Annotated in this window: 18 protein-coding genes; 10 read left to right on the top strand and 8 right to left on the bottom strand. The window is 71.1% G+C overall.

Annotated features, from left to right (window positions below; genetic code table 11):
* Positions 1-155 precede the first annotated feature (155 nt).
* Positions 156-1,367, top strand: coding sequence for a phospholipase D-like domain-containing protein (locus ABZ441_RS18665; RefSeq protein WP_358974959.1), 1,212 nt, complete (start codon positions 156-158; stop codon positions 1,365-1,367).
* 63 nt (positions 1,368-1,430) lie between these two features.
* Here ABZ441_RS18665 and ABZ441_RS18660 read toward each other — a convergent pair whose 3' ends face one another.
* Positions 1,431-1,718, bottom strand: a complete 288-nt coding sequence (locus ABZ441_RS18660; protein ID WP_358974956.1) for a DUF4190 domain-containing protein — start codon at positions 1,716-1,718, stop codon at positions 1,431-1,433.
* A gap of 155 nt (positions 1,719-1,873) precedes the next feature.
* Here ABZ441_RS18660 and ABZ441_RS18655 point away from each other — a divergent pair, with 155 nt between their 5' ends.
* The 5 genes from ABZ441_RS18655 (at position 1,874) to ABZ441_RS18635 (ending at position 7,380) form a co-directional block, all read left to right on the top strand.
* Positions 1,874-2,302, top strand: coding sequence for a hypothetical protein (locus ABZ441_RS18655; protein WP_358974953.1), 429 nt, complete (start codon positions 1,874-1,876; stop codon positions 2,300-2,302).
* 317 nt (positions 2,303-2,619) lie between these two features.
* The gene (locus tag ABZ441_RS18650; RefSeq protein WP_358974951.1) at positions 2,620-3,885 is read left to right on the top strand and encodes an NAD(P)/FAD-dependent oxidoreductase; all 1,266 of its coding nucleotides are present in this window, start codon (positions 2,620-2,622) and stop codon (positions 3,883-3,885) included.
* Complete coding sequence (locus ABZ441_RS18645; protein ID WP_358974948.1) at positions 3,882-5,087, top strand: lycopene cyclase family protein; 1,206 nt, start codon at positions 3,882-3,884, stop codon at positions 5,085-5,087. Before ABZ441_RS18650 ends, ABZ441_RS18645 begins: the two co-directional genes overlap by 4 nt.
* Complete coding sequence (locus ABZ441_RS18640) at positions 5,087-5,821, top strand: methyltransferase domain-containing protein (RefSeq protein WP_358974945.1); 735 nt, start codon at positions 5,087-5,089, stop codon at positions 5,819-5,821. Before ABZ441_RS18645 ends, ABZ441_RS18640 begins: the two co-directional genes overlap by 1 nt.
* The gene (locus tag ABZ441_RS18635) at positions 5,818-7,380 is read left to right on the top strand and encodes an FAD-dependent oxidoreductase (protein WP_358974942.1); all 1,563 of its coding nucleotides are present in this window, start codon (positions 5,818-5,820) and stop codon (positions 7,378-7,380) included. Before ABZ441_RS18640 ends, ABZ441_RS18635 begins: the two co-directional genes overlap by 4 nt.
* Before the next feature lie 3 nt (positions 7,381-7,383).
* On the opposite strand, the gene ABZ441_RS18630 is transcribed toward ABZ441_RS18635, so the two are convergent.
* The 4 genes from ABZ441_RS18630 to ABZ441_RS18615 are packed head-to-tail and all read right to left on the bottom strand — an operon-like array spanning position 7,384 to position 12,126.
* A complete protein-coding gene (locus ABZ441_RS18630) occupies positions 7,384-8,391 on the bottom strand; it encodes a DUF5914 domain-containing protein (RefSeq protein ID WP_358974939.1) in 1,008 nt (335 codons plus the stop codon).
* Entirely contained in the window at positions 8,388-9,374 is a 987-nt protein-coding gene (locus ABZ441_RS18625; protein WP_358974936.1) for a phytoene/squalene synthase family protein, read from the bottom strand. Before ABZ441_RS18625 ends, ABZ441_RS18630 begins: the two co-directional genes overlap by 4 nt.
* Positions 9,371-10,906, bottom strand: a complete 1,536-nt coding sequence (gene crtI, locus ABZ441_RS18620) for a phytoene desaturase family protein (RefSeq protein ID WP_358974933.1) — start codon at positions 10,904-10,906, stop codon at positions 9,371-9,373. The genes ABZ441_RS18625 and crtI overlap by 4 nt, the downstream gene beginning before the upstream one ends.
* Complete coding sequence (locus ABZ441_RS18615) at positions 10,903-12,126, bottom strand: polyprenyl synthetase family protein (protein WP_358974931.1); 1,224 nt, start codon at positions 12,124-12,126, stop codon at positions 10,903-10,905. Before ABZ441_RS18615 ends, crtI begins: the two co-directional genes overlap by 4 nt.
* A 232-nt stretch (positions 12,127-12,358) precedes the next feature.
* Between ABZ441_RS18615 and ABZ441_RS18610 the strand changes: the two genes are divergently transcribed.
* Both ABZ441_RS18610 and ABZ441_RS18605 read left to right on the top strand, forming a co-directional pair.
* Complete coding sequence (locus ABZ441_RS18610) at positions 12,359-12,757, top strand: VOC family protein (RefSeq protein WP_358974928.1); 399 nt, start codon at positions 12,359-12,361, stop codon at positions 12,755-12,757.
* 134 nt (positions 12,758-12,891) lie between these two features.
* Positions 12,892-13,230 carry a GNAT family N-acetyltransferase gene (locus tag ABZ441_RS18605; protein WP_358974925.1) on the top strand — a complete coding sequence of 113 codons (339 nt, stop codon included), beginning with the start codon at positions 12,892-12,894 and terminating at the stop codon, positions 13,228-13,230.
* 52 nt (positions 13,231-13,282) lie between these two features.
* On the opposite strand, the gene ABZ441_RS18600 is transcribed toward ABZ441_RS18605, so the two are convergent.
* Entirely contained in the window at positions 13,283-14,821 is a 1,539-nt protein-coding gene (locus tag ABZ441_RS18600; RefSeq protein ID WP_358974922.1) for a glycoside hydrolase family 43 protein, read from the bottom strand.
* Positions 14,822-15,320: 499 nt separating this feature from the next.
* Between ABZ441_RS18600 and ABZ441_RS18595 the strand changes: the two genes are divergently transcribed.
* Positions 15,321-16,379, top strand: a complete 1,059-nt coding sequence (locus ABZ441_RS18595) for a protein kinase family protein (protein WP_358974919.1) — start codon at positions 15,321-15,323, stop codon at positions 16,377-16,379.
* A gap of 491 nt (positions 16,380-16,870) precedes the next feature.
* Complete coding sequence (locus tag ABZ441_RS18590; RefSeq protein WP_358974917.1) at positions 16,871-17,698, top strand: aldo/keto reductase; 828 nt, start codon at positions 16,871-16,873, stop codon at positions 17,696-17,698.
* A 76-nt stretch (positions 17,699-17,774) separates the two neighbouring features.
* On the opposite strand, the gene ABZ441_RS18585 is transcribed toward ABZ441_RS18590, so the two are convergent.
* Positions 17,775-20,123: a GH92 family glycosyl hydrolase gene (locus ABZ441_RS18585; protein ID WP_358974914.1), complete on the bottom strand. Its 2,349-nt coding sequence runs from the start codon at positions 20,121-20,123 to the stop codon at positions 17,775-17,777.
* A 408-nt stretch (positions 20,124-20,531) separates the two neighbouring features.
* Positions 20,532-21,131, bottom strand: coding sequence for a class F sortase (locus ABZ441_RS18580; protein ID WP_358974911.1), 600 nt, complete (start codon positions 21,129-21,131; stop codon positions 20,532-20,534).
* Positions 21,132-21,219 lie beyond the last annotated feature (88 nt).

Here is a 21,219-nt window from a genome sequence, read left to right as displayed (position 1 = left end):
ACTGTCCTGCGGGGTCAGGAGTGCCGTCGGCTTCCGTCAGGCCCCGGCCACTGAATTACCGAGCGTCTGACGGGTGGCTGAGTCCGTTCCCGCGTCCGTTACATCCCGGGAGTACAGTCGCCGTGCCCCGTCGCTTTCAGTACACAAGGTGAGAGATGTCCAGCCACATAGACCAGCGGTCCACGCACCCCAGACCTGACGACGCCCTCTACACGGAGCGCGCGCACCGGTTGCGCCGGCGGCTGGAGCGCCTGATCGGCATCGCCGCCACCGAAGGCAACAAACTCGTCCCCCTCCGCAACGGGGACCAGATCTTCGCCTCGATGCTGGAGTCCATCCGCGGAGCGCAGCACACCGTGGACATGATGACGTTCGTGTACTGGCGTGGCGACATCGCCCGCGACTTCGCCGAGGCACTGGCCGAGCGAGCTCGCGCCGGAGTTCGGGTGCGGCTGCTGCTGGACGGATTCGGCTCCCGGCTCATCGAGAAGGGCCAGCTTGCGCTGATGGACGAGGCCGGGGTGGAGGTGGCGTGGTTCCGCAAGCCGCTCTACCTCTCGCCGCTCAAGCAGAACCACCGCTGCCACCGCAAGGTCCTCATCACGGATGAGGAGACGGCGTTCACCGGCGGAGTCGGGATCGCCGAGGAGTGGTGTGGTGACGCCCGCAACGAGAACGAGTGGCGGGACACCCATGTGAGGGTCCACGGCCCCGCGGTGGACGGTCTGGCCGCAGCGTTCGCGCAGAACTGGGCGGAGTGCCACGACGAGCTGTTCACCGAACGTGACCGGTTCGTCGCCGCGACTCAGCCTGGCGACGCGGTCGTACAGGTGGTCCGCGGATCGGCCGGCTTCGGCTGGCAGGACATGCAGACCCTGTTGCGCGTCGTGCTGGAGTCCGCCGAGGAGCGGGTCCGGCTCACCACGGCGTACTTCGCGCCTGACCCGTACTTCATCGGGTTGCTGTGCGCAGCCGCCCGCCGGGGGGTCTCCGTGGAGATCCTGCTCCCCGGGCCGCACACGGACAAGCGGGTGTGCCAGCTTGCAGGTCAGCATCACTACGAGGAGCTCACGGCGTGCGGGGTGAAGATCTACCAGTACCAGCCGACCATGCTGCACGCCAAGGTCCTGACGGTGGACGGCATCGCCTCGCTGATCGGTTCGACCAACTTCAACCGCCGTTCGCTCGAGCATGACGAAGAGGTGATGCTCGCGGTCCTGGACCAGGAGTTCACCGCCACGCTGGACGGTCACTTCCTGGAGGACGTGGAGCGGAGCACGCTGATCGACGGACGACGGTGGAGGCGCCGTTCACCGGTGCAGAGGGTGCGGGAGGCGGCGGTCCTGCCGATCCGCCGCTGGCTCTGACACACACGAACGGGTGCGCCACCACGCAAAGTGGTGGCGCACCCGTGTCTCACGCGCGGCCGGTCAGCCGCCCACGTACCAGCTGAAGCCGCCTGACGAGGCGGCCACGACCATCAGGACGACGAAGAGGATCACGTCGATGACGCCGAGCACCAGCCCGGCCTTCGCCATCCCGGCGCCGCCCTTCGCCGAGACCTGACGCAGGCCGAAGACGCCGAGGACGATGGCGACGGGGCCGAGGATCACGCTGAAGAAGACCAGGCCCACGATTCCGCACACCAGACTCGCGACGGCGAGACCGTTGGTTCCCGACCTGGAAGTGGACATGGACGAACTGTCGTGATGCGACATCACTCTCTCCCCACGTTCGACGGACTGTGCGCGTGCAGTGACGTACGGGTGCCCCTGAGCCGGTGCGGCAATCACCCGGTTTCCGGTGGTGTGACGGCTCAGGACGGGGGCATACGCGCTGTCACCTGCCATGTGTCAGGTGAAGGGAGTGGTCCATGAGCGAGTTTGTCGAGACACGGCCGCAGACAGCTGCGGTGGTGACGGAGCCGGTGCCCGATCTGCAGCTGCAACTGCTGATCCAGCTGCTGGACAGAGAACTGCGCTCCAGTCTGCCGATCACCCTCACGCTGGCCGGTGGCGTACTCCACGGAGACGTGATCGGCCACGAGGCGTGGAAGGCCGACTGGGCACGGAGCCTCCGCCAGGTGGAGGGTGAGGGCGCGAACCTGATCGCGGAGTTCCCCGAGACGGTGGACCAGGGCATCAGGGAGCTGGGGGCCGGAGAAGCCGCCTCGCAGCTGCCGCGCTGGATTCATCTGAGGGACGCCACGATGGTCTTCGGCGGTACGGGTTCCCTGCGGCTGCCCCTGTGGCGCGGGCGTCTGGCCGATGTGTCGGGCTGGGCGCTGGGACGGCCGCAGTAACAGAGAACGTGCGGGACTGCCGGCGGGCACACGGGCGAACCGGACCGCCGGCAGTCGGCTGTCCGAGACCGACCGCTCACCGACGCCCGTGGCCGCGTCCGTACGGGCCGCGGACCCGAGCCGGAGCAGCTTCCGGCCGGCTCCCCGGCGGGGCGTCCTGCGGCGCGGCGCATCCTGATCGCGGGTGAACGGAGCGCCGGACAGGGCACACGAGTCACCCGAAGAGGCGGTCTCCGTGGCGGCTGCTCGCTTCGGAGCCCGGAACGTGATCGGGTTGACGCACCGTCAGCCGTACGGGACCGAACCGAGGGACGTGGATGACGAACCGACAGCACCCGCCGCCGCCGGACGCCGTCGTCGTGGGCGCAGGCCTGGCGGGACTGGCCTGCGCACTCGACCTCAGCGGCGCGGGGTTCCGTGTCGAACTGCTGGAGGCCTCCGACGGAGTGGGTGGCCGGATGCGTACGGACCGCAGGGACGGCTTCCTGCTGGACCGTGGCTTCCAGGTCTTCAACACCTCCTACCCGCAGGTGAAGAAGCGCGTCGACCTGCGCGCACTGCGCCTGCGGCCCTTCACGCCCGGTCTCATCGCACGGACACCCTCGGGGCGGGTGCGCGTCACCGACCCCACCCGACGGCCGGGGGACGCGGCCCAGCTGCTGCCCGGCAGGGTTCTCCCGGCCCGGGACCTCGCCGCCCTCGGTGCACTCACCGCCCGTGACGTGCTGCTCCCCGCCAGGCGTCTGGGGCGTACGACCGACCGCACCGCGTCGGAGGCGCTCGTCCGCGCCGGGCTGTCACCGCGCGCGATCGAGGACCTGTTGCGGCCGTTCCTGTCCGGGGTGTTCCTGGAGGAAGGCCTGGAGACCTCGGCGCGCTTCCTGCACCTGGTCTGGCGGAGCATGGCACGGGGCACGCTCTGCCTTCCCGCCCGGGGCATCGGCGCCGTGCCTGCCCAGCTCGCCGCCCGGCTGCCGGACGGCACCCTCCGGCTCGGTTCGGCCGTCGCGGAGGTCACGGATTCCGGGGTGCTCCTGGCCGACGGCGGCGAACGGCCGGCCGCCTCCGTCGTCGTGGCCACCGACTCGGTCACGGCCGCGCGCCTGCTGCCGGGCCTGCCGGTACCTGACAGCCGTACGGTGACGACGTACTACCACGCGGCGGACCGGTCACCACTGACGGAACCGACCCTTGTCGTCGACAGCGGTCTCGCCGTCCTGAACAGCTGCGTGCTCACCGAGGTCGCACCCACCTACGCACCCCCGGGCACCACGCTGGTGTCGACCTCCGTCCTGGGCGCCGGCCCTCCGGGCGGCGACAGGACGGTCCGCGCCCGGCTGGCCGAGCTGTACGACACGGACACGAGTACCTGGGACACGGTCGCCGCCTACACCGTGGAGGGCGCCCTGCCGGCCATGCGGCCTCCCTGGCCGCTGAGCCGCACGACGCGTTTCGCGCCCGGGCGGTACGTGAGCGGGGACTACCGGGCCACCGGGTCCGTGCAGGGCGCGCTGGCCTCCGGCAGCAGGGCGGCCCGCGAGGTACTCGCCGACCGGGCGGCGGCACGGACTCCCACGAGGTGACCGGAGGCGTTCACGGGCGGGTGGACGACGCCGTCGTCGTGGGTGGCGGCGCCGCCGGGCTCTGCCTGGCCCACTGGCTCACCAGGACCGGCACGGGAGTGACGCTGGTCGAAGCACCCGACGGGCCCCTGCGCCCGGCCGAGCGCACCTGGTGCTACTGGGAGGCCGGCACCGGCGAGTTCGAGGAGGCCGTCGTCGCGTCGTGGCAGCGGCTGCGGGTGCGGGGGCCGGACGGCAGCACCGTCGGGTCGGACCCGTCTCCGCTGCGGTACCGCATGGTGCGGTCGGGCCCTTTCGAACGACTGATCCATTCCCGCCTGGCGGCGGCTCCGGCAGGCCGTGTCCTTCGCGCGACGGCCCACGAGGTACGCGACGCACCGTACGGCGCCGAGGTGCGCTGCACCACGGCCGGCGGACAACCGCTCACGCTCCGCGGCCGGTACGTCTTCGACTCCCGGCCCGTGCGGGACACACCGCCGCACCGCACGATGCTGCTGCAGCACTTCCGTGGCTGGTTCGTGCGCACCGCCGTCCCCCGCTTCGAACCCGGAGTGGCGGACCTCATGGACTTCCGGGTCCCGCAGCCCCGCCACGGTCTCGCCTTCGGCTACGTACTGCCGCTGGCACCGGACCGGGCGCTGGTGGAGTACACCGAGTTCTCCCGTGCCCCGCTCTCGACGGCGGCGTACGAGGCCGCTCTGCGGCAGTACAGCGCGGGCGTCCTGCGGCTCGGCAGGTTCACCGTGGAATCGGCCGAGCAGGGTGTCATTCCCATGACCGACGCGCGCTTCCCCCGCCGGACCGGCCGCGCCGTCTTCCGCGTCGGAGCCGCAGGGGGCGCGACCCGCCCGGCCACCGGCTACACGTTCGCCGCCGTCCAGCGCCAGAGCCGGGCCATCGCCACCGCACTGCGCGACGGGCGCCCGGTCGTGCCGCCGCCGCACGGCCGCAGGGCTCTCGCCATGGACGCCGTGCTGCTCAGGGCCCTGGACACCGGGCGTGTGGACGGGCCGCGCTTCTTCACGGACCTGTTCCGCCGCGTCCCCATGGAGCGGCTGCTGCGTTTCCTCGACGGCGGGAGCACGCCGTGGGAGGAGTTCGGGATCGGTCTGCGTACGCCCGTGGGCCCGATGCTCCGCACCGCGGCCGAAGTCCCCTTCCTCGCCCGCCGGACCACCGGCCGATCCGAAGAGAGCTCTTGATGACCCTCCTGCGGGACCACGACCTGGCACGCGCCTTCGATCACGCGTCACACTCGTACGACCGGCTCACGGCGATGAATCCGGGCTACCGCTCGGGGCTCCTCCGCTCGGCGCACCGTCTGCGGCTGCCTCGTGGCGGCAGGGGGCTGCGGGTCCTCGATCTCGGCTGCGGGACGGGTGCGTCCACGCGGGCTCTTCTGCGGGCGGCCCCGTACGCCCGGATCACGGCGGTCGACGCCTCCGCGGGCATGCTGGAGCAGGCGCGCGCGAAACGCTGGCCCCCGAACGTCCGTTTCCTGCACCGTTGCGCGGAGGACCTCCGCACCACCGACGACGAAGGCTCGTACGACGCCGTGTTCGCGGCCTACCTGTTCCGCAATGTCGCCGCCCCCGGTGACGTGCTCGAAGCCGTGCGCGCCGTTCTGCGCCCCGGAGGCCGTCTGCTGGTCCACGAATACAGCCTCAGCGGTTCGGCCGTGCACCGTGCTGTGTGGAACACGGTCTGCCGGGGCGTCATCGTCCCGGCGGGCACGCTGACCGGAGACCGCGAGCTGTACCACCATCTGTACCGCAGCGTCCTCGCGTTCGATACGGCACCCGTGTTCGCGCGACGGATCTCCCGAGCCGGGTTCCCCTTCGTACGGACCGTGCCCGTCGGCGGGTGGCAGACCGGCATCGTCCATGTGTTCCTCGCCGGGGGCGGCGTGGCTTCCGCCGGGCCCGTGGCGTCATGAGTGCCCGCAGGCGCCGCGTCGACGCCACGCGGCACGGACGCGACGGCCGGGCAGAGGTGCTGATGCCCGGCCCCGGACGCGAGCGCTTCACCGGCGACGCCCCGTCGGCCGCGGTGATCGGCGGCGGGATCGCCGGTCTCGCGGCGGCGACCGCGCTCGCCGAACGCGGTGTCCGCGTGACCCTGTACGAGCAGGGACAGAGCCTCGGCGGACGTCTCGCGGGGTGGCCCGTGCACCTTGCCGACGGGTCGGACACGACGATGAGCCGCGGGTTCCACGCCTTCTTCCGCCAGTACTACAACCTGCGCGGGCTGCTGCGCCGGGCTGACCCCGGACTGTCGGCGCTGAGCCCGATGGCGGACTACCCGCTGCGGCACCGGAACGGGATGGCGGACAGTTTCGCCCGTGTGCCGCGGACCCCGCCGTGGAGCGCGCTCGGATTCGTCGCGCTCAGCCCGTCGTTCGGCTGGCGCGACCTCGCCGCGATGAACCCCCGTGAGGCCCTGCCCCTGCTCGACGTCCGGGTACCCGAGGTGTACGAGCGGTTCGACGGGATCAGCGCCGAGGACTTCCTGCACCGGATCAACTTCCCCGAGGCGGCCCACCACCTGGCCTTCGAGGTGTTCTCCCGCAGCTTCTTCTCCGACCCGCGCGAACTGTCCGCCGCCGAACTGCTGCTGATGTTCCACATCTACTTCCTCGGCTCGTCCGAAGGTCTCCTCTTCGACGTGCCGCGCGAACCGTTCCCGCAGGCGCTCTGGGAACCTCTGGGCGGCTGTCTGCGCCGGCTGGGAGCCGAGGTGCGCACCGGCACTCCGGTCCACCGCGTCCGCCCGGCCGCCGACGGGGATCTGACCGTGGAGACCGGCGGAGGGGCGGACCGCCACCAGGCCGTGGTCCTCGCCCTGGACCCACGCGGCCTGCGCCGTCTCGTCGGTGTTTCGGAGCAGTTGGGAGACGGGTCCTGGCGCGCGGACATCGCCGCCGTGCGTACGGCGCCCCCGTTCCTCGTGTCCCGCCTGTGGCTGGACCGCCCCGTGCGCGAGGAGCGCGCGGGCTTCCTCGGCACCAGTGGCTTCGACGGGCTCGACAACGTCAGTGTCCTTGACCGCTGGGAGGGCGAATCGGCCCGGTGGGCCGCGCGGACGGGCGGTTCCGTGGTCGAACTCCACGCCTACGCCGTCGACGGGAGGGCCGAACAGAAGGAGATCCAGCGCCGGATGCTCGACCGGCTGCACGAGGTGTATCCCGAGACGGCGGACGCGGCAGTCGTCGACTCCCGTCACGAATGGCGCGACGACTGCCCCCTCTTCCCCGTGGGCGGCTACCATCGCCGCCCCGCCGTGCGCACGCCTCATCCCCGTGTCACGGTCGCGGGCGACATGGTCCGGACCGGCCTCCCCGTCGCCCTGATGGAACGCGCGGCGACCTCAGGTTTCCTGGCCGCCAACGCGCTCCTCGCCGGCTGGGGCATCCGGGGGCAGGTGCTCTGGACCGTTCCGCGCGCCGGGCGGTCACCGGTCCTGCGGGCTCTCGCGGGCCTGGCCGCGCGACGCTGAGACTCAGCCGGGGAAGCGCCCGGCGCTCCGCAGCGTCCAGCGGCGCTCGGCGTACGCCAGGTCGTCGCGCCAGAGGCGGCCGGCCGTCCGGCGCATCAGAGGCCGAAGAGCGGGCGCGACGGCGCGCGCCAGGGCGAAGCCCCGCCGCTCCGAGGCCGCCACGACGGCCTCGACCACCGCCGTGCGGGGGTGGGTGGAGCCGGGTGCGGTGAGCGGCGTGGCGTGGGTCTCCACGACCGACCCGGCACCCTCGCCGTCGGTGATGTGCATGACCACCGTGCGGGGTCCGGGCGCGGTGAACACGGCCCGGACCGGCACCACAAGGCGGCCGGCGACCTTGAACGAGACATCGACGGCGAACGCGTCGTCCCCGCCGTCCTCGGGGGTGCCTGCCACCTTCAGGCCGACGAACGCGTACGGGTGGAACCAGGATCCGTGCCAGGGGTCGAGCCGGTTCGCGACCACGTCCTCGGGTTCGCACCGCCCCACCGCCGTGAACACGGCGTCCACCGCGCCCCCCGGCACAGGCCGCACCGGCACCGCCGGGCGCTCCAGCGGGGTTTCGCCCCCGGCGGCGTCGAGCCTCACCCAGACCAGCACGCCGTCGTCGTACACCGGATACGGCTCCCACCCGGCGAACGGCCCGCCGTCCAGGGCAAGACCGTGCCAGTGGCACAGGAGCGTCCCGCACACCACCCTGCTGTCGCGCAGCGGGGCCCCGAGATGCGGGCACTCCCCCGGGCCGCAGCGCAGCGCACCGTCCTCGGACCGCCACAGGACGACCTCCGTCCCGGCGATCGTCCGGCCGTACGGGCGGTCCCGCGCGCCGATCTCGCGCGAGGCGCCGGCGACGTACCAGTTGCCCGACGGGCGGGCGGCGGCTCGCTTCAGCGCTGCGGCGATCACCGTGGGCTTCGCCTCGCGCCAGGTCGGGGTCTGCCGCTCCCAGCCGGGTGCGCGCCGCACGCGCAGCGGTGACGTCCACGGAGTCCTTCGGCGCGGTTCGCTCATCGCCGTGACCCCTCCGCCCGCGCGACCGCGCCCGGCGACGCCACCGGCGTCCGGGCCCGCATCCGCGCGCCCACGATCCGTACGAGCCCGCCGGCGGCGGTGAGGGCACGGCGCCGGCGCGGCACCACGGCACGACGGTGCAGCACCCGGTAGTCGTCGGCGGCGATGGCGTCCAGGATCCCCCGGTACAGCACGAACGCGGTGCGGATGCAGGGCTGGACCCGCGGCTCCAGCATGTCGACGCCCGGCGCCGCCTCCCTGTACACGGTCCGGATCAGCGCGTCGGCTTCGACGAACGCGGCCCTGATACGCGGGTCGTGGCGTCCGGTGCGGCGACTCCAGTCGAGCAGGGGCCTCTCCACGCCGTGGGCGGCGAGCAGGTCCGCCGGCAGGTAGACGCGGCCGCGGTCCAGGTCCTCGCCCACGTCCCGCAGGAAGTTGGTCAGCTGGAAGGCCACGCCGAGAGCGGCCGCGTGCGGGGCCGCTTCCTCCCGTGGCACGACCGTCCCGAGTACGGGCAGCATCTGGAGGCCGATCACCGCCGCCGAACCGTGCATGTAGGCACGCAGATCGGCGTACGTCGGGTAATCGGTGACGGTCAGGTCGCTGCGCATGGACGCCAGGAAGTCGGCGAACAGGCCGTGGTCGATGGCGTACCGCTCGGCGGTGTGGGCGACGGCCCTGACCACTGGTTCCTCCCCGCCCCCCGAGCGCAGGCCGTGGGCGAGGTCGCTCTCCAGGCGACGCAGCAGGCGGTCGCGTTCCCCGGGAGGCTGCCGTCGGTCCAGGTCGTCCACGATGTCGTCCGCCCACCGGGCGAAGCCGTACAGCGCGTGGACGGCGCAGCGGCGTTCGACCGGAAGCAGCCGGGTGGCCAGGAAGTACGTCCGGCCGTGCCGCGCGTTGAGCCGCCGGCATCTGGTGTAGGCGGCACGCAGAGCGGGCCCGGTGATTCCTGCGGCGTCCAGCTCACGGCCGTTCATGTGCTCTGCCCTTCGAGGAGGGGGGAACGACGGCGCGCACCCGTCGCGTGGGGAAGGCCCGTGATGCGGGCGGCGGCGAGCTTCCCGCTGACGAGCACGGTCGGCACGCCGACCCCGGGTGTGGTTCCACATCCGGCGAGGACGACGTTGTCGTAGCCGCGTACGAGGTTGCGTGGCCGGAAGGGGCCTGTCTGCGCGAACGTGTGCGCCACGGAGAACGGGGTGCCCGCCGCGTGGCCCTGGGCGGCCCAGTCCACCGGGGTGACGAGCAGTTCCTGGTCCATGGATTCCTCGAAGCCGTCCAGTCCCCGGCGTTCCAGTTCGGCCAGGAGACTGTCGCGGTAACGCGGTCCCAGCTCGTGCCAGGTGGCCGCTGACGGGCCTGTCGTGGTGTTGGGGCACGGGGCCAGGACGTAGTGCAGGTGTCGGCCGGGCGGGGCGAGCGACGGGTCGTGCGTCGTCGGCCGGGTGATGAGCAGCGACGGATCGCTCATCAGACGGCCGGTCCGGGTGAGTTCGTCGAAGGTGCGCTCCCAGGCGGCACCGAAGGAGAGCGTGTGGTGCGCCAGGCCGGGCCAGGTGCGGTGGGTACCGGCGTGCAGGATCACGGCCGACGGCGCGTGGCGCAAGGGCACGGGGCGTCGGGGCGCCCGCCCCAGAAGACCGTGGACGACAGGCAGATCAGGTGTCAGGACGACGGCGTCACAGGCGATCCGCTCGCCTGACTCCAGCCGTACGGCCCGGACCCGTCCGGCGGCTCGCTCCAGTCCGGCCACCTCGGCCGACCAGCGGAAGTCCCCTCCCGCGTCGGCGGCGGCGTCGGCCATGGCCCGGGGCAGTGCGTACATGCCGCCCTTGGGGAACCAGACGCCCGCGACCGTGTCCATGTAGGCGATGACCGCATAGGCGGCGAGCGCGCGGGCCGGCGCGACTCCCGCGTACAGCGCCTGGAAGGAGAACACCCTGCGCAGCCGCGGGTCGGTGAGGAATCTGCCGATCTGCGGGTCGAGCCGGCCGAAGCCGCCCAGGGCTGCCAGCCGGGCGAGGTCCGGGTGGAGCAACTGGAGGGGCGAGTCGAAGTTGGTGTCGATGAAGCGGCGCATCTGCGCCTGGTAGAGCCTTTCGAGCCATTGACGCAGACGGCGGTATCCCGCGGCCTGCGACGGCCCGGCGAACCTCAGGATCTCGGCCTCCATGGCGTCGCCGTCCGTGTGGACGTCCAGCCGGCTGCCGTCGGCGAAGTGAGCCCGGTAGGCGGGGTCCAGCGGGATGAGCTCCACCCGGCGGTGGAGGCTGTCCCCGACGGCGGCGAAGGCCTCGTCCGCCAGGTGCGGCATGGTCAGCACCGTGGGCCCCGTATCGACCCGGTAGCCGCCGAGTTCGAGCCGTCCCGCCCGGCCTCCGGGACCGGAGGCGCGCTCGACGACGGTGACCCTGCGGCCCGCGCCCAGCAGGTGAAGGGCGGCGGCGAGGCCGGAAAGGCCGGCGCCGACCACCACCACGTGGTCCGTGGGGCCCGCCACGGTCCTCATACGCCCTCCCCCTTTGCGTCGGGCACGGTGCCCACGGCCCTGGCCACCAGCACCGCGAACTCCCGCCGCGCTCGGGCATCGTCTCCGACGGCGGCGAAGTGACGCAGGCTCGACGCCGAAAGACCCGCGATCTCCTCCTCGACGACCGCCCGTGCGCCCGTACGTTCCAGAGCGGCGCGCATCCGGTCGACCGCGCCTGCGTCCGGCCCTGCGTCCCCGGCACCGAGTACGGAAAGAGCCTCGGTGTCGCCGGATTCGGCGGCGAGGCGGAGAGCGACCGCGCGGAGACAGGTGAGCTTGCGTGCCCTCAGGTCCTCATCCGCCGGCTTCCCCGTGACAGCCGGATCCCCGAACGCGCCCAGCACGTCGTCACGCAGCTGGAAGGCGAGTCCGGCGCATCGTCCGGCGGCCCGTAGCCCGTCCATGGTGCGGGCATCGGCACCGGCCAGCGAGGCACCCAGGGCGAGCGGCCGCTCGACGGTGTAGAGCGCGCTCTTGAGTGTCGCGATGTTCCTGGCCTGGGCGTGGTCGCAGGAGCCGGTCGCCTGCGCCCGCATGTCCAGGTACTGTCCGGCGACCATCTCGGCGCGCATCGCCTGCCATTCCCGGTGCAGCTGCTCGCCGTACGGGGAGGTGAGTGCGGTCTCGGTGAGCAGATCGTCGGCCCATGCGAGCGCCAGGTCGCCCGCGAGCAGTGCGGCGTTGGCCGCGTAGGAGGCGGCGGAACCGCGCATGCGGCCCGCCCGGTGAGCCCGCGCGAAGTCCGCGTGCACGGCGGGCGCGCCCCGGCGCACCGGCGATCCGTCCATGACGTCGTCGTGCACCAGCGCACAGGTCTGCAGGAGTTCGAGGGCGGCACCGATGCGCAGTGGGGTCCGGGAATCGCCGACACCTCCGGCTGCCAGCCATCCGCACCAGACGAAGGCGGTGCGCAGCCGTTTACCGCCGTGCAGGACGAACGCGGCGACGCGCGATGCCACTTCCTCGGCGAAGACCGCGTCGACCTGTCGGGCCTCCCGCAGCCTGGTGCGCAGGTGCTCCTCGAGGACGGCCCCGACGGCTGATGCCGCCTCACCGGCGGTGCGCGGGGCCCGGCCCGTGCGGATGCCGGCGTCTGCGTCCGGCACGGGGTCCGCGCGGGAGTCCGTGCATCCGCCGGTGCTCGTCGGCGGGCCGGCGCCTCCGCCGGCCCTTGCGCGCGCCGCCCGTGGACCGAGCATGGAGAGCCCCTTTCGCTGGGTTGTCCGCCTCATGCGTCCACCGGTGCTTCCCGGCCACGTAAGGCGCGGATGCCCCATGCCTGCCCGCGGCGCGGCGCGGTCGGGGCGGATTCCACCCGGATGGCGGACAGAAAGATGGAAGGGACGGGCGCGGCCGCTCGATCCGCGCCCCTTGCGCGTCAGTCGCCTGCACACAGACCAGCGATGCGCCGGAACCGCCTAGGCTCGCCTCATGCTGAGAATCGGAATCCCTGTCATCGGCGTCACGGACATTCCCCGCGCAGTTGCCTTCTGGACCGCGGCGTTGAACCTGGTCGTCGCGCAGGAATGGAAGAGCGAGACGTGGCGAACGCTCGATCACGCCGACGGATCCGGCAGAGCTCTCGGGCTGCTGCGCAGCACGTCCCCGGTCGAGCCGCACCCCCGTCTGCACCTGGACCTCTTCACGGATTCGGCCGAGGAACAGCGGACAGAGGTACGGCGGCTGGTCGGCCTCGGCGCACGAGAGGTCGACTGGGACCTTTATCCACCGGCCCCGGACTTCGTCGTTCTCGCCGACCCCGACGACAACGTCTTCTGCGTTGTGGACCTGAGCCATGCGCCCAGCGGCGGTGACGATTCGACGCCCTGACAGCGCGCGCCCTCCCTGGGACGCACAGCAACGGGGCAGGCCGTGTGCGAGATGATGCGGCGGTGATCAACGTCCCGACGACCTCTGGCTCCACGGGACGCACCGACTCGAACTCGCCCGAAAGGCAGCACCCGATGAGCCAAGCCACCACCCCGATCGTCCGGAACGTGGACGCGAGGCACCGCTACGAGATCCAGACCGACGAGGTGAGCGCGGGGTTCACCGCCTACCGCGACCGCGACGGGCAGCGCGTGTTCTTCCACACCGAGATCGATGACGCCTTCGCGGGCCGGGGGCTGGCCTCCGTTCTCGTGCAGGAGGCGCTGAGCCACGTGCGGGGCGAGGGCAAGCGGATCGTGCCCGTCTGTCCGTACGTGGCGAAGTTCCTCGAGAGGCACGACGAGTTCGCCGACATCACGGACCCGGTCACGCCCGAGGTACTGCAGTGGCTGGAGGCCACCCTGGCACGCTGATCACCCGCGGCCTCGTCCCGTACGTCGTCCGGGGCGGGGCCGCGGAACCAGGTCAGGCCGGCCGCAGCTCGAACCAGTCGAAGGCCGGGGTGCCGCGGGTCGCGTACATGCCGACGACCCGGCCGGTGAAACCGCCCGCGACCTCGGTGGTGAGGTAGCGGCCGTCGAGTTCGGCGAGGACCTCGAAGTGTCCGTCCTCGGTCTCGTATCCCAGGCGGAGGGTGTCGGGTCCGCCGACGCGGAGCCCGGACAGCGTGTCTGCCTCGGCGTCCGCGGGCCGTGCCGTGACGGTGGGCGGCAGGACGTCCGTGGTGGTCACGTCGATCCGCAGCGTCAGGGGACCGGAGGCAACCGCCCGTTCGGCGACCGTCTGACACAGCGGACCGATGCGGGCGACCGCGCGCACCATGCCGTCCTCGGTCTCCACCTGGTAGTGGTGCGCCTCGTCGAGCCGTACGGCCAGGCCTCCCCTGCCGCCTTCACCCGCGTCGGCACGGGCCCGTGCACTGCAGTCCGCGTCGCGCTGACGCCGTCCCACGAACACCGCACCGGGCTCGTCCAAGCTGTTCGCCCGGGCATGCAGCACCAGTTGCCCGGGCCGCTCGTCGAGGCGTACGGCGTCCGGTTCGTGCCGTCTCGTCGACACCCAGCAGGGTGCGAGGGCCGGTGCGTCGAAGTCGTCGCGGTGCGGCTCGGCGGGCCAGGGGTGCGGAGTCAGTTCCGGCGCCGGGGCGCGGAGTTCCAACGGTCCCGGCAACGGCCACTCGTCCTCCCAGCGCACGGGCACGAGGAAGGTCTCCCGGCCCATCCCGTGGTATTGCGGCGTGTCACCGCGGGGCCGGGTGCCCAGCAGCACCATCCACCACGTCCCGTCGTGCGCCTCGACGAGATCACCGTGTCCGGTGTTCTGCACCGGGTGACCGGTACTGCGGTGGGACAGCACCGGGTTGTCCGGATGCGGTTCGAACGGCCCCGGCAGGGAGCGTGCCCTGGCGATCGACATCGCGTGCCCGCGTTCCGTGCCGCCTTCGGAGAGCAGCAGGTACCACCAGTCACCGACCCGGTAGAGGTGCGGGCCCTCGGGGTACTGCAGCCCGGTTCCCGACCACATCCGCACCGGTTCGCCGAGCAGTCGACCCGTCTGCGGCTCGATGCGCACCGCGCGGATGCCGTCGTGGGAGAACACGCACCAGCAGTCCCCCTCGTCGTCCCAGACCAGATCGGGGTCGATGCCGGGTATGCCTACCGGCACGGGATCCGACCACGGGCCGGCCGGATCCTCGGCGGTCACGAGGACGTTGCCCGCGCCGGCCACCACCGTCGTGATCATCCAGAAACGGCCGTCGTGATGCCGGAGCGTGGGTGCGTACACCCCGCACGAGGACGGGGCCGTGTCCGGCAGCCGCAACTGCGACGGGCGGTCCAGCGCGTGCCCGATCAGCCGCCAGTGCACGAGGTCCCTGCTGTGCCACAGGGGCACCCCGGGTACGTACTCGAAGCTGGACGTCGCCACGTAGTAGTCCTCGCCCACGCGGCAGATGCTCGGATCCGGGCTGAAGCCAGGGATCACGGGATTGTCGAAGTACGCCATCGTCCGCCCTCGGGGCTCAGGCCGGGACCGGAATCCCAGGCCAAGATCGTTGAAGCGCTTCGAAGATGGCAGTCGTGAGGAAGGGTGTCAATAGGCCCGTCGGGAAGTTCAGGTCGGGAAGTCGAGCAGACAACCGCAGTGAAACCTGCGTCCATGGACGGCCTGCGGTGGTGAGCCGGACGACCGTTGCCTACGTGAAGCAGTCGAAGCGCTTCAACAGCCGGTGCGACCCGGTCTCCGTCAAGCGGCCGCAGCCGGGCAACTGAGCGTGGAACTGTGCGCGAGAAGCCGGTTCCTCCGCTCCGGCCCTCACGTAAAGTGCGGTCGTCGGCGCGGTCACATGCACCGTTCCACACGCCTCCCGGACCTCTTCACTCCCCTCGGGAGGCCGAACCCGCAGGACCGCCCGTCCAGCGTGGTCGTCGGCGGTGCCCCGCGCCGGTAACAAGACAAGGGCCGGTGTTGCGGCCGCGATGGAGGCGCAGTGGAAGGTCCCGATATGTCGCACCGTGCGCGTCTCGGCACTCATAGCACCGTCTCCACGTCCTTGGCCCTGCGCAGTGATCGCGCCCTGGGCGAGCTCGTGGACGCCGCCGTGCCGATCGGATCCGGCATCGGCGGGAAGTCGGCACTGATGGAGGTCGCCGGCACGCCGGTCTTCGTGAAGCGGGTGCCCCTCACCGATCTGGAGCGGCAACCTGAGCACGTCCGGTCCACGGCGAACCTGTTCGAACTGCCCGTGTTCTGCCAGTACGGCATCGGCAGCATCGGAGGACCGGGCTTCGGGGCATGGAGGGAGCTCGCCGCGCACACCATGACGACGAACTGGGTGCTCGCGGCGGAGTACGAGGGCTTCCCCCTGATGTACCACTGGAGGGTACTGCCGGACTCGACGCCCCTGCCCGGGGAACTGGCCGACGTCGAACGGGCTGTGGCGTACTGGGGCGGAGGATCGCAGGTACGCCACAGGATCAGGGCCCTCGAACGGTCCTCGGCGAGTGTCGCGCTGTTCCTGGAGTACATCCCGCGGAACGTGCACCAATGGCTGGGCACCCAGGTCGAAGGCGGCGCCCGCGCCGCAGGCCCGGCCTGCGACATGGTGGAGAGGAACCTGGCAGCCGGCACCTCGTTCATGAACAGCCGCGGGCTCCTGCACTTCGACGCCCACTTCGAGAACATCCTGACCGATGGCCGGCGCCTCTACTTCACGGACTACGGACTCGCCGTCTCCTCCGGGTTCGAGTTGTCGCGGGTCGAGTCCGACTTCTTCGAACGGCATCAGACCTACGACCGCTGTTACACCTCCACGTATTTCGTGAATTGGCTGGTCACCGCTCTTTTCGGATACCGGAGAGAGGACGGGGACGGCCGCTACGCCCTGGTGCGTGCCTTCGCGGAGGGCAGGCGCCCCACAGGAATCCCGGAGGAGGCCGCGGCGATCATCGCCCGGCACGCGCCGATCGCAGCGGTGATGTCCAACTTCACTCGCACGTTCGGGCGCCGGAGCAGGCAGACCCCGTATCCCCTGGAAGAGATCCGACGGATCGGTCGCCTGTAGAACCGGCGCCCCGCAGGGCTTCGGTCACCAGGAGGCCGGCCACCACGCATCCCGGCTCCTCCCGGCAGCAGGTTTCGGTCCGGCCCACGACGGACACGCGCAGGAGGGTGCAACAGCTCGGGCACGGCTGCAGCCTCGTTCGACGTGCGGGGCGCAGCGGCCCGGACACAGCCCGAACAGGGATTCCTCATTCAGCCGTATCAACCTGTTTGCCCCGATTGAGGTCGGGTACGCCGCAGTGAGGGCGGAATGCAGTGTTCCGCTATATGCCTCAACCGCTGCCGGGGAGATTTCGTGTCGGATCAGCGCGTACGGCTTGGCGTGGCCGAGTGCCGGAGGCGGGGCTGCGTGATCGCCCGCTGAACCGCCGCCGCCGTGCACCGGTGCAACCCGCCGGGCAGTGCGGCGGCGTCCGCACCGCCCGTACAGAACGGCCCGGGACGCCCGTGGCAGCGGTAACAACCCTGAACACCAACGACAAGGAGTCACCCGTGCCCGCAGTACCCGCCATCACCCTCAACAACGGCGTGGAGATCCCCCAGCTCGGTTTCGGCACCTTCCAGATTCCCCCGGAGGACACCCGCGAGACCACTCTGGCGGCTCTGGAGGCCGGTTACCGCCACATCGACACGGCACAGATGTACGGCAACGAGAAGGAGGTCGGCCAGGCGGTCCTGGACTCCGGCCTCGACCGGGCCGACGTCTTCGTCACCAGCAAGCTGGACAACGACGCCCACGCCTACGACGACGCCCTCCAGGCGTTCGAACGCACCATGGAGAAGGTGCGGCTGGACTACCTGGACCTCTTCCTCATCCACTGGCCTCTCCCCGACAGGGGTGATTTCGTCGAAACCTGGAAGGCCCTGGAGGAGATCTACCGTTCGGGACGCGTCAAGGCCATCGGGGTTTCGAACTTCCAGCCCAACCACGTGCGCCGCCTGCTCGACAACAGTGTGGTGGTGCCCGCCGTCAACCAGATCGAGGTGCATCCCTACCTCACCCAGGACGCGGTCCGGTCCTTCGGGGCCGAACACGGTATCGCCACGGAGGCCTGGTCCCCGATCGCACAGGGCAAGGTGCTCGACGATCCGGCCCTCGTTCGTATCGCGGAGCGGGTCGGCAAGTCGACGGCCCAGGTGACCCTGCGCTGGCACCTGCAGCGTGGGGACATCGTGTTCCCCAAGTCGGTGACCCTGCGGCGCATCGAGGAGAACTTCGACCTCTTCGACTTCGAACTCACCGAGGGGGACATCGGCGAGATCAGTGCCCTGAACCGCGACGAGCGGACCGGGTTCGATCCGGACCGCTTCAACGGCTGAGCGCCGCGCGGCGGAACGGGAGGACCCGCCCCTCGGCGAGGGGCGGGTCCCGTGCGTGTCCCGGTTGTTCAGCGCGTCACTTCAGGGCGGGCGGTGCCGCGTCCGCCGATGTGCCCCACCGCGAGGGCTGTGTACCGACCTCGAAGGACAACTCGCGCGTGTCACGGATGTCTTCGGTGGTCAGGTAGGTCTTCTCGTACGCGGCCCCGTCGGTCCGCGCCGACTGGATGTAGCGGGACGAGTCGGAGGTGCCCGGAGCCTTCACGGTCAGGCTGCCCCTGGGGTAGTAGCGCCGGTCCAGGGTCAGGTCGACCCGCTCGAAGACGGGGGTCGACAGGCTCCACGTGTCGGTGCCCGGCTGGACCGGGAAGATCCCGATCGAGGAGAGGACGTTCCAGGCGGACATCGTCCCCAGGTCGTCGTTACCGGTCATACCGGTCGGGGTGTCCGTGAAGAGCGTCAGCGCGGCGTGCACCACGTCGGTCGTCTTCCAGGGCTGGCCGGTGGACAGGTAGGTGTAGGGGGCGATCAGGTCGGGCTCGTTCTGCGGGTTGTACTTGTCCGCGTTGTAGTAGTCGTACGGCCCGTTCACCCACACCTCGCGGGCGGTCTTCGCAGGGTCCTGCAGCAGCTGTTCGTACGCGAAGAACGAGTCGAGACGCTCGTTGGCCGCCTGGGTGCCACCGATCAGGGAGACCATGCCCGGCAGATCCTGCGGGACGAGCCACTGGTACTGCCAGGAGGTGCCCTCGTGGAAGCCCTCGCTCTGTGCCGGGTCGACGGGGCCCGTGAAGTCCCCCTTCGCGTCCCGTGCGCGGAAGAAGCCCGTCGAGCTGTCGAAGATCTTCCGGTAGTTCTGCGCCCGCTCCGCATACCGCGCGGCGTCGGCCTCGTGCCCCAGCTCCTTCGCCATCTGCCCGAGCATCGCGTCGGACAGGGCGTACTCCAGGGTCGCGGAGGCACCGTGGTCGTAGTCCGAGTCACCGGGCTTCACATGGGCCCTGCCCTTGATGTAGGGCGCGAAGCCGTCGGCGAGGTACTCCTTGTTGGCTTCGCGGCCCACGGGGGCGGAGTCGGCCGGGGGCACGCCGTCGGCGTTCTTCCTGAGCGCGCGGTAGGCCTGTTCCTCGTACCCCTTGAGCAGGCCCTGCTGGTAGGCGTTGGTGAGGAACGGTGTGACCGGGTCGCCGGTCATGATGTTCGTCTCGACCGTGCCGTAGCCCCACTTGGGCAGCCAGCCGCTGTCCTCGTCGATCTTGAGGACGGAGATCGCCATGTCGCGCGACTCGTGGGGGGCGAGCAGCGACAGGAGCTGGGCCTGGGTGCGGTAGGTGTCCCAGAGCGACCAGTTCTGGTAGTAGGTGAATCCCTTGGCGCGGTGGATCTTCTGGTCCCAGCCGGTGTAGCGGCCGTCGACGTCGCTACCGATGTTCGGTGCGAGGAACGAGCGGTAGAGGGACGAGTAGAAGGTGCGCCGCAGCGTCTCGTTGCCGCCCTTCGCGCGGACGTCGTCGAGGCGGTCCTCCCACGCGGCCTGCGCGGCGCGCGCGACGCGGTCGTACGAACGGCCGCCTTCGGCACGGAGGTTGAGGGCCGCGCCCTTGGCGTCCACGTACGAGATGGCGGTGGTCGCCTCGACGGTGCGGTCCTTGGTCGTGTCGAAGCGCAGGAAGGCTCCGTTGCGCTCGGCGGCCGCCGACGAGGACTTCGAGCCCTCGGTGACCGTGTCACCCTTCCAGGTACCGGAGGTCGTGAAGGGACGGTCGAAACGGGTCAGTGTGTACACCGTGTACGGCTTGGTGTCCTGGCAGAAGCCACTCCCGGTGATGGCCGTACGCACGGTGCGGCTGTCGAGGATCTCCACCTCGGTGTTCACCGTCCTGTGCAGCGACTGGCCGGCGTTGATGAGGACGTTGGCCTTGTCGGTGGCGGGGAAGGTGTAGCGCTGTACACCCGTCCGCTCGGTGGCGCTCAGCTCGGCCTCGATGCCCGTCTTGAGGCCCACCTTGTAGGTGCCGGGGCTCGCCTTCTCGTCGTCGTGGCTGAACTCGGCAGCGTATGTGGCGTTGTCCGTCGAGGTGATGTCACCGGTCGTGGGAAGGACCGGGAGGTCACCGCCCAGGCCGCAGCCCACGCCGGAGATGTGGACGGTGGAGAAGCCCCTGATGTGGGTCTCCGAGTAGTCGTAACCCGTGTTGTGCCCGGTGTCGGGCGAGAACTGCACCATGCCGAAGGGCACCGCGGCACCCGGATAGGTGTTGCCCTCGTTCTCCGTACCGATGAACGGGTTGACGAGATCGGTGAGCCGACCGCGCTCGGCATGCCCCCCTCCGTCCGCCGCGGCAGGTGCGGCGACAGCGCCGCCGAGGAGAGCGGCCGTGGCGGCCGCCGCCCCCGCACCGCGAATCCAGTGGGTCCATCTCATGGAATGAGCGCCTCTCGAAACGTAGACAACGTTGTCATGCGCACTGCGCGATCATTCTTGGCCTGCATGCGTGTACTCGTCAAGAGTCCGGGCGGACCCGTCACCCGGCGTCCGCATGCCGGACGCGCCCTTGGGCCGTCTGTCGGCGCACCGGCCCTTGCCGTCGGCCGGTATCGGATCCCGCCGGATCCGAGCGGCGTGCACGGACTTGGGACCGGGCGACGTTCGCCACGCCGACAGCGGCACGTGGGCGCCAGCCGTCGGAGTGCTCGTTCCGCCGGACGATGCCGGCGGCGGAACAAGCTGCCCTGTGCCTCGTGGCCGGGATGGTCGATGCCGTCGAGGGCGAAGTGGAGGACCGCCGTTGACCGGGCCCCGCCGCGGACGCGTGCCCGGCCCGGGGTCGTTTCAGCGCAGCGTCGCGTACACGATCAGGTTGTCCACGGGGTGACCGGCGGCGTCGAAGGCTCCGTCGCAGGTGATCAGCCGGAGCACGCTCTCATCGGTGGCGCCGTAGACCTTCTGGGTGGGAAAGGTCTTCTTGCTGACGGTCTCCGTTCCGCTGACCGTGAAGTGGACCTTCTCCCCTCCCCCGCCGGACACGGCGATGTCCGCACCCTTGGCGATCGTGTGCAGGTCGTGGAAGACGGCCTTGCCGAACCGTGTGTCGTTGTGCCCGATGAGCACGGCTGCGCCGGGCTCGCCGGGCACGGCCCCGCCCGCGTACCAGCCGGCCGTCATGCCCTTCTCGGCCGGCGGCACCTCGACCGTCCCGTCCTCGTTGAGTCCCAGCCGCAGCAGCGTGCTGTCTATCCCCAGCGACGGGACCGTCAGCCGCGTCGGCGCCGGCGCCCCGGGGGATTCCGAGGGCCCGGGAGTGGCTGTGCCCGTCCTGACGGGAGGCGGGGGCGCATCGTCCGTCGCGCAACCGGTGACAGGGGCGAGCAGCAGGCCGGCTGTTACCACGGACACGGCCGTCCGCATGGACGATTTCGATGTGAGGGACATGAGTTGCTCCGGTGCAGTGGGCGAGCTGAGTCGGGAGGAGAACGGCGGGTGGCGCCCCTCCCCACGCGGGGAGGGGCGCCACCGTCGG

It is taken from the genome of Streptomyces sp. NPDC005752 (genome assembly GCF_040630715.1).
Classification (GTDB): domain Bacteria; phylum Actinomycetota; class Actinomycetes; order Streptomycetales; family Streptomycetaceae; genus Streptomyces.
The sequence above is the reverse complement of the archived record's forward strand: the minus strand, read 5'-3'. Positions and strand labels throughout refer to the sequence as shown.